Source organism: Leptospiraceae bacterium (assembly GCA_024233835.1).
Classification (GTDB): Bacteria; Spirochaetota; Leptospiria; order Leptospirales; family Leptospiraceae; genus JACKPC01.
In genome coordinates this window covers 23,286-31,265 of the sequence record JACKPC010000010.1, presented here as the reverse complement: position 1 = coordinate 31,265, position 7,980 = coordinate 23,286, and the positions used below count along the sequence as shown (strand labels likewise).

Here is a 7,980-nt window from a genome sequence, read left to right as displayed (position 1 = left end):
AGTTCTATTGTTAATGAGTTTAATTCTGCTTTAGGTCAGTATTTGGGTTATTTACAAATAATCTTGAAGAAGGAGCCTGATAGATTTTTATATTTAGCTATTCCGAAAGATGTAAAAGAAAAAATTATGACCATTGATTATTATAAGAATTTGATCCAAAAATATAAATTGAAAATTTTAGTTTATGAACCAAATAATGAGGTAATTTCAGAATGGATAAATTAGATAATTATCGAGAAATTATAATAGAGGTTATTAAAAGTTTTACGAAACCAAATTCTGCTTACTTTTCAGAAATTGATGTTCAAGTTATTATAGATAGAGAAAATGACCACTATTTTTTATATTATGTTGGCTGGGATGAATTAGAAAGAATCCATGACTGTATTTTTCATTTTGATATAATTGAAGAAAAAGTTTGGTTACAAGAAGATAATACAAATGCTGAGGCTGCCTTATTGCTGGTAGGAAAAGGTATTCCTAAATCAGATATAGTTTTGGGTTTTCAAGCTCCTTATAAAAGACAATACACCGAATTTGCAGTGGCTTAATAGTGGTATTTCAAAAAACAGCTCTATAACATGAGTGTATGATAAATTTCCGCCAAATCATGAAGCTGCGGAAACTTCTCATGACGCTCTGGACGTTGTCGACCATATTTTAATTACATAGAGGATTAACCTTCCTAAAATAATAACAGCTAAAAATGGAATGTTAAAAATTAAGTTAGAAGAAAAGAAAATTTAAGAAAGTATTTGTAATATAAGGAAATATTTATAAAAAATAAATTTAGGTAAACAAAATGCTTATTAGTGAAAAATTCAAAGAGTTTTATTATTCTCAAATATCTAATCTCAAATCCATGGTCGAAGAGATTGGTAATGAAGATACCGCCGATTACGAAGGCCCATTACTTATGAATTGCTGGGATGAACCGGAATACACACTAAGAGCTGATCAGCCAAATGAAGCATTAAAATTTGCAGAGAAATATTTTCCGAATCATATTGTTCAAAGAATTAAAAAATATGGACATAAGCGGCTATCCAAGGAAGATTTTGATGAAAAGAAAATAGTTCCAGTTGCAATTGAAGAAAAGTCTTCTGAACCAGAAATAAAAAATCTTGCAGGTTCGGAATACGATAAACATTCCCGGATGATGAAAACCGCAATCATCAAATATAATAAATATTTACATCAGGGTAGACAGGATAAAGCAATGGAGATTGCTAAAAAATATTTTCCTCAATCAGAATTAGAATATATAAGAAGGCACGGGCATTCTCCCATTTCGGGATACCAGATAAAAGTAGAAGAAAAACAGAATAAAAATAATCTATCCTATAGCAAAGTAAAAAAAGTCCATATTAGAGAAACAAAAGAAATATATAACCTTTACTATGAGGACGGAACACTGGTTAAAACAACATGTGAGCTAAAGAATTGATTATTGATTCTGTTCCAGCAGAAGAAGTATCCCTTCCCTTTGGTAGCTATAAAACTGTAGAAGACTTACATGACTGGGAGAGTCGATCATGAAATATTTATTTTTAGATTTAGAAAATACTGTAATAGATTCCTGGGAAAATTTAATTGTTCTCAACAATCCAAAGGTTCAGGAAACAATTCGTTCGATAAATCCCGAAAAAATTGGAATTTATTCTTTTGCAATTTGGGATGATAAAGATAAAGAAACTTTTAAAACTATGCTATTTGCAGATATAACAAAGACATATAACATCAACATCGATCTTGAACTTCTTTTTAGTGTTCCTGATATAATTAAAATAAGCGGATTTGATCCAAAAATGAAACCAAATGAATTTATTAAAAGTTACGGTAAAGAATTATCTTTTATCCAGTTTTCTAAAAAGAAATTCGGAGGCAATGGGAATGAAACTTTTTTAATAGATGATTTAGTTGAAGATACTTATATAGAATCAAAGAATATTAAAATAACTATGCTAAATCCAATACGAGTAGATAAGAATTACCAGCCTTCAACACTTGCACTGAGCTTGCCGAATGTGTCCGTGTCTCAGTCTGGTTAGTAAAATAAGGGGCAAGAATATAGTTGTAAATAGCAAAAAACAGGCGTATAACAAGAGAATGTCCAACATGACCCATTTCAACCGCCGTCACGTCGGACGATTCTCGGGACGTTGTGGGATAATTTGGAGAAATTAAAGATTAAATTTGGTTCGTTTTACACTTCCACAGGAATCCTATGGAGATTTCTTAGATGGATAATTGCAGGTGCTTTTGCAATTGGGCTAATTATTTTACTATCAATCCTACCCTGGAAGGGTGTATTTGATGAATGATAAAAGCAAAAACTATTCTTGACTTTTTATTGGATCATTAGAAAATTAATTCATGAAATTCGCTGATCCTAAAAATGATGTTGCGTTTCGAAAAATTTTTGGAAATGAAGGCAAAAAAGTAATCCTTATCTCCTTCCTAAACTCGATTTTGAGCTTGGAAGGAGATAGAAAGATTATAGATCTTGAATTTCGTAATACATTTCAGCTTCCCAGAATTGCCGGATTTAAATCTTCCATAATTGATGTTAGAGTGAAAGACCAATCCGGAACTACTTATATTGTAGAGATGCAACTCAGCGAAGTTGCCGGATTTGACAAAAGAGTTCAATATTATGTATCCAAAGAATATGCCTCTCAGATAGAAAAAGGGGATGAATATTCCAAATTAACTCCGGTAGTTTTTATTGGAATATTAGAGTTTGAATATTTTGAAGGTGATAATTATCTCACCGAGCATTTGATTATCAATACGAAAACCAGGAAGAACGAATTAAAAGATATTAACTTTAATTTTATAGAGTTGCCCAAGTTTAAAAAAGAATTAGAAGGCTGCGAAAGCCTTTCTGATAAATGGATATACTTCATAAAGAATGCTGAAAACTTAGAAGTCATTCCAGACAATGTTGACGATGAAGGTTTAAAAGAAGCCTATACTCTATCAGACAGGCATAATTGGACAAAAGACGAACTTAATAGTTACGACTATTTTCTTATGCGAGAACAGGATGAAAGAGGAAGAGTAGAAATAGCTGAAATAAAAGCAGAAAAAAGAAAAAGTTTAGAAATAGCTAAGAATTTTAAATTAGCTGGTATTGATAATAAAACTATTTCTATTGCTACAGGACTAACTATAGAAGAAATTGAAAATTTATAACTTGCTAGTAAAATAAGATTTTTTAGTGATACACGCTGGCAACACCTTCCAACATGAGAATGTCCGTAAGTGTTTCATAAACCTACCCCCGGGAGAATAGGAAAATAGCTAATTCTTTCTTCCCAGTGCAAATGGACGAATGGCATTTTCTACCAGGTTTGTATTGTTTTCATGAACAAGGTATACCACAGTTCCCGGGATTTGGGAAGGTGGGTTCATGATACGCTTACAGCAAATTTATAACTCGTCTTTCATGGACTTCTGATTTACAAAAATTAAGCCCGAAGGAGGATGGAGGACAGGGGTATAAAATGTCATTTAAAGAAATTAAAGTCAAGTTTGACGGAACCTCCCAGAAACATGCAATCGTTATTTCGAGGTTTAATGAATTTATTACAGAGAGTCTTCTGAAAGGTGCAATCGACGCTTTTGAAAGACATGGGGTGAATACAGAGGATGTTCTGGTTGTTCGGGTTCCGGGAGCCTATGAAATCCCATTTACTGCAAAACAACTGGCCGAAACCACAAAGTTTGACGCGATAACCTGTCTCGGAGCCGTGATTCGCGGGGCTACCGGACACTATGACTTTGTTGCAGGGGAATCGGCTAAAGTAGGTTCTATTTCTCTTGATACCGGAGTTCCGGTAATCTTTGGAGTTCTTACTACAGATACCATCGAGCAGGCAATAGAGCGTGCCGGAACAAAAGCCGGTAATAAGGGTTTTGAAGCAGCTGTAACAGCGATTGAAATGGCAAATATAAAAAAAGCCATCCGGGAACTATAAATGGCTTCTCGAGCAAAAAGTAGAAGTCTTGCATTACAGGCACTTTATCAGTATGAAATGGCTCAAACCAAAATAGATGATCTCCTCACCTTTCGCTGGTATGAAAAAAAAATACACGAAACTGAAAAAGAATATAGCGAGGAACTCATTAAAGGTGTTGTGAAAAACTGGGAATTACTCGATACTCTAATTAAGACCTATACCATCAACTGGGGGTTTGAGAGGATTTCCATTATTAACCGTAATATTCTCAGGCTGTCTATTTATAGCCTTATCAACCAGAGAGAAATTCCTCCCAAAGTTATTATTAACGAAGCTATTGAGTTGGCCCGTAAATTTGACGAAGAAAGGTCTGTAAGCTTTATCAACGGCATTCTCGATGCCGTCTACAAGGACGAAATACAACGACAGACTGGAGACTTGTAAGGTATGGAATTCAAAAAGAACAGGCTAAAAATGGAGAATATTGAGGCAGAGGAAGAAAAGTTTCCCACTTCCCAGATTATCGAAGAGGACTCTTCTGCCTATTATCTGCCCCCCAGGCGTTCCAATGTATCGATTATCCTCTGGACATTATTTATCCTGCTCCTAATTACTGTTATTGGAGCAGGGGTTTATTACCAGACTGAAAAAGGGAAGAAATTCTTCCAGGGCCTGTTTCCGCAGTTAGCCAAATCCGAGGAAACTCCGAAGAAAAAAGAGCTTGCTGATTCAACTGAAAAGTTAAACAGAATTGTAGAACAACCCTATATTCCCAGAAGTTCTATGGATCCGGAGCTTTCCGCCTGCATCAATTTTTATCGGGACAGACAGGTTGGGAAAGCCATGGTGAAATGTGAGGAATACCTGAACCGTCCGGCCAGTGACTCCAATAAATCAGTCGCTCTTACTATCCTCGGGGTGATGTATGACGAGAAGGGTAGAACTTCTCTCGCCATTGATAAATTGAAACTTGCCATTAAGTATGATGCGAATAATGTTCATGCTTATTATAACCTTGCAATGGCATACCGAAATTCCGGGAATTTTGGAGAAGCCAAGCTCATCATTTTAAAGGCTAAAGAAATTGCCCCGGGTGATTCGAAGATTTCTCTTCTGGCCGGGAACATTCTAAGTGAAACCAACGACCCTGAAAAAGCTATCGATAGCTATAAGGAAGGTATCAGCCGTTCTCCGAATGATCCTTTTTTAAGTTATAACCTCGCTTTAAGTCTCTATAAGCAGGGAAAAGCACCGGAAGCTATCGAGAACTTTCAAAAGGCCATCCTCGCAGCAGGAAGAGGACAGGTAGCTGAGCTGTCACATGCTCATCTGGGTTCGATTTATTACCACAGGGGAGAATTAGAAGCAGCAGAGCACCATTTCCGGGAAGCCAACTCCCTTCGTCCCAATAATGCCAAATACCTGTATAATCTTGGAATTATCTTATTACGTAAAAATAAGAAAGAAGAAGCCGTAGCTATTTTTGAAAAAGCCTTGAAAGCGGGTTCTCGCGATCCTAAGATTTACCAGTACATTGCCGAGTCTTTTGAAGATTTAAAGCTGCATGATGTAGCTATAGATTCTTTAAAACAGGCTCTGAAAATGAAACCGGATGATGTAGATACCATGTTTCAACTGGCAGATATGTACTACAGCCGGGGAAACCTGACAGAAGCTGAGGATATGTTCCGTCGTATCGTGCGAGCTACTCCGGGAGATACCTACACAGAAACAGCTCTAATAAACCTCGGTATTATCCTCGACGAGTTAGAGAGGCATGAAGAAGCGATTTCTTCTCTCGAAAAGGCAATTGACCTGAATCCTAAAAACCCCAATGCTTATTACAACCTCGGTATTGCTTATAAAAATTCCGGTAAGCCTACAAAGGCCATTGAGCAGTGGAGAAAGGCTTCTGCCATAGAACCGGAAAATGCCAGAAACCTGGAAGCTATAGGAGATTATTACAATTCCAATGGCTATTACCTCGAAGCTTCAAGAGAATACGAAGATATTTTGAAGAAGAACCTGAATAATTACCGTGTGAAACTCAAGCTTTCGGATGTTTATTATCATTTGAAAAGTTTTGAATTAGCTGAAAAACACCTCTATGAAGTCTTAAATTTCTCAAAAAATGGAGAGGAAATCAAACAGGCACACCGAAAACTCGCACTGGTTTATGCTGCCGGCGGTCGAAAAAACATATCCAAAGCAAAGGATGAGGCCTATCGTGCAGCTCATATAGACCCGGATGATATGGAAAGTAAGTTGATTCTTGCAAGAATTCTCATTGATACCAATTCCCTGGTAGATAGAGAAAAAGCCATAGACGAGCTTACAGCGATAGTGCGTTCGGATGTAAAACCGGGTGTAGCTGCGAGAGCCTATAACTATCTGGGTCTTTGCTACTACAAAAATGGTGAGTTCAGGAAAGCCCTGCGAGAATTTCAAAATGCAATAGATTTAGATCCTTCTCTTACAGAAGCTTATGATAATAAGAGAGCTGCGAGAGCTTCTTATGAGGATAGTTTACAGGAAACAGGGCTCTAAAAAGATATTTGCATAAATAAGTAAGGAAAAAAAAGCTGTTCATATACATGAAGTACCTTTTTTCGGGCTGTTCCGGTTTTTTCCGAGCAGGACTTGCTATCCTGCTACTCTTATTTCTTTTCGGAAATTGCCAGACTCAGATTCTCAAACAAAAGAAAGAAGACCCCATGAAGGAGAGTCTTCTTTCTGAAGATAGTCGCGTTCAGAAGTTAGCGATTTCCAAGATTCTACCCGAGAAGCGTTACGATCTTTTACCCTTTACTACTTCTATACTTCAAAATCCTTCTTCTCCGACTGAACTTAAGCTGGAGATCCTGCAATTTTATTTTGACAATCGGGAAACTCTGGCGAGTCTCTACCCGGAATGGGAAGCTAACCTGAACTGGGTTCTACATTCTTCCGGTTTGAAGCAGGAAAAGGTTCTCTGCCTTAATTTCTTAAAAGAAACGAAAAATCGGGACTATTTGCACGATGTAATGGACCTTTTGAGTCACAGAAGTCTTGAGGTTCGTGAAGCGGTTTATGCTTATATCGCGGTTTTAAAAGATGATAGAGCCCTACCCTATCTTCTTGAACTGGTTAATACTTCAAAAGATATTTATCGTTACTATTATCTTGAGTCTTTGCAGTATATAGAAGATGAGAGATTAACTCTGTATCTAGATGAGCTTTTAGAGCATAAAAGTCCGGCCATGCGTACGGCTGTAATTTTGGCTATTGAATCCTATAAGCTCGATAAAGCCCACACTCTTATCAAACTGGCTACCGGAGATAGTAATTATGAGGTTCGAAAACATGCGGTTCTTGCTATTCGGAATCAGAATCTGAAAAACCGAGCCTATATCCTGAAAGAAACTCTTTTTGATTCCCATCCGGAAGTAAGGGAAGTCAGCATCAGTTCTGTAAATCGATTTAACATTCGTTATTTTTCTAATTATATTTCCAAAGCTCTCGAAGAAGAACCCCTTTCCGATTTACGAATAAAGATGATCGAAAGTCTTTTGCATCTGAATCATCACGGAGGTGGAAAGGGTCTGTCTGTTGCCCTGAAGGAAGACTCTTCTGTTGAGGTTCGGATGCTGGCAGCCAGAGCTATTGCTACCTTAAAAGCCAAAATGAACCTCCCCGACTTACTAACTTCTCTTCGGGTGGATACATCGGTAGAAGTAAAAAAAGAAATTGCCCGCTCTCTAGGAGTTATGAAGGATAAAGTAGCTATACCAAGTATCCTGAACGGTCTTCAGGATAGGGCAGAAGACCTCGGTCTTAAAATTGAACTTGTAGCAACCCTCGAAAAAATAGATGAACCGAGGGTGATGCCTCTTCTATTTGACCTGATTGAAACCGAGGACGAAAAAGAGCTACGACTCAGTATGAAAAGCCTATTGCGCAGGATGCTCTATAAATACCACAGACCTTCTTTCTCTTTAAGAATGGACAGGTTAAGCTCCCTCTAGGGAATTCTACT

The 7,980-nt window shown here is 37.1% G+C and carries 9 protein-coding genes; all 9 read left to right on the top strand.

All coding sequences use genetic code 11. The features are described from left to right. Nucleotides 1–225: fatty-acid oxidation protein subunit alpha (locus H7A25_26675; protein MCP5503513.1), on the top strand; the 225-nt coding region annotated here is incomplete at its 5' end. Next, nucleotides 213–551 (top strand): XisI protein, encoded by a 339-nt coding sequence (locus H7A25_26670; GenBank protein MCP5503512.1) that lies wholly within the window; start codon nucleotides 213–215, stop codon nucleotides 549–551. The genes H7A25_26675 and H7A25_26670, both read left to right, overlap by 13 nt. A gap of 251 nt (nucleotides 552–802) precedes the next feature. After that, the gene (locus H7A25_26665; protein ID MCP5503511.1) at nucleotides 803–1,447 is read left to right on the top strand and encodes a hypothetical protein; all 645 of its coding nucleotides are present in this window, start codon (nucleotides 803–805) and stop codon (nucleotides 1,445–1,447) included. A gap of 88 nt (nucleotides 1,448–1,535) precedes the next feature. Continuing rightward, complete coding sequence (locus tag H7A25_26660; protein ID MCP5503510.1) at nucleotides 1,536–2,051, top strand: hypothetical protein; 516 nt, start codon at nucleotides 1,536–1,538, stop codon at nucleotides 2,049–2,051. A gap of 325 nt (nucleotides 2,052–2,376) precedes the next feature. Then, nucleotides 2,377–3,198, top strand: coding sequence for an Rpn family recombination-promoting nuclease/putative transposase (locus H7A25_26655; GenBank protein ID MCP5503509.1), 822 nt, complete (start codon nucleotides 2,377–2,379; stop codon nucleotides 3,196–3,198). Nucleotides 3,199–3,509: 311 nt separating this feature from the next. Then, nucleotides 3,510–3,983, top strand: a complete 474-nt coding sequence (locus H7A25_26650) for a 6,7-dimethyl-8-ribityllumazine synthase (protein ID MCP5503508.1) — start codon at nucleotides 3,510–3,512, stop codon at nucleotides 3,981–3,983. Further along, nucleotides 3,984–4,409 carry a transcription antitermination factor NusB gene (gene nusB / locus H7A25_26645; protein ID MCP5503507.1) on the top strand — a complete coding sequence of 142 codons (426 nt, stop codon included), beginning with the start codon at nucleotides 3,984–3,986 and terminating at the stop codon, nucleotides 4,407–4,409. It abuts the gene before it with no gap. A 3-nt stretch (nucleotides 4,410–4,412) separates the two neighbouring features. Next, nucleotides 4,413–6,512, top strand: coding sequence for a tetratricopeptide repeat protein (locus H7A25_26640; GenBank protein MCP5503506.1), 2,100 nt, complete (start codon nucleotides 4,413–4,415; stop codon nucleotides 6,510–6,512). Between the two features lie 47 nt (nucleotides 6,513–6,559). Further along, complete coding sequence (locus H7A25_26635) at nucleotides 6,560–7,969, top strand: HEAT repeat domain-containing protein (GenBank protein ID MCP5503505.1); 1,410 nt, start codon at nucleotides 6,560–6,562, stop codon at nucleotides 7,967–7,969. Nucleotides 7,970–7,980 lie beyond the last annotated feature (11 nt).

Excerpts from the sequence above, each read along its gene's own strand:
- nusB (MCP5503507.1), top strand. The coding sequence starts at position 3,984 with ATGGCTTCTCGAGCAAAAAGTAGAAGTCTTGCATTACAGGCACTTTAT.
- H7A25_26655 (MCP5503509.1), top strand. The coding sequence starts at position 2,377 with ATGAAATTCGCTGATCCTAAAAATGATGTTGCGTTTCGAAAAATTTTT.
- H7A25_26665 (MCP5503511.1), top strand. The coding sequence starts at position 803 with ATGCTTATTAGTGAAAAATTCAAAGAGTTTTATTATTCTCAAATATCT.
- H7A25_26640 (MCP5503506.1), top strand. The coding sequence starts at position 4,413 with ATGGAATTCAAAAAGAACAGGCTAAAAATGGAGAATATTGAGGCAGAG.
- H7A25_26660 (MCP5503510.1), top strand. The coding sequence starts at position 1,536 with ATGAAATATTTATTTTTAGATTTAGAAAATACTGTAATAGATTCCTGG.
- H7A25_26635 (MCP5503505.1), top strand. The coding sequence starts at position 6,560 with ATGAAGTACCTTTTTTCGGGCTGTTCCGGTTTTTTCCGAGCAGGACTT.
- H7A25_26650 (MCP5503508.1), top strand. The coding sequence starts at position 3,510 with ATGTCATTTAAAGAAATTAAAGTCAAGTTTGACGGAACCTCCCAGAAA.
- H7A25_26670 (MCP5503512.1), top strand. The coding sequence starts at position 213 with ATGGATAAATTAGATAATTATCGAGAAATTATAATAGAGGTTATTAAA.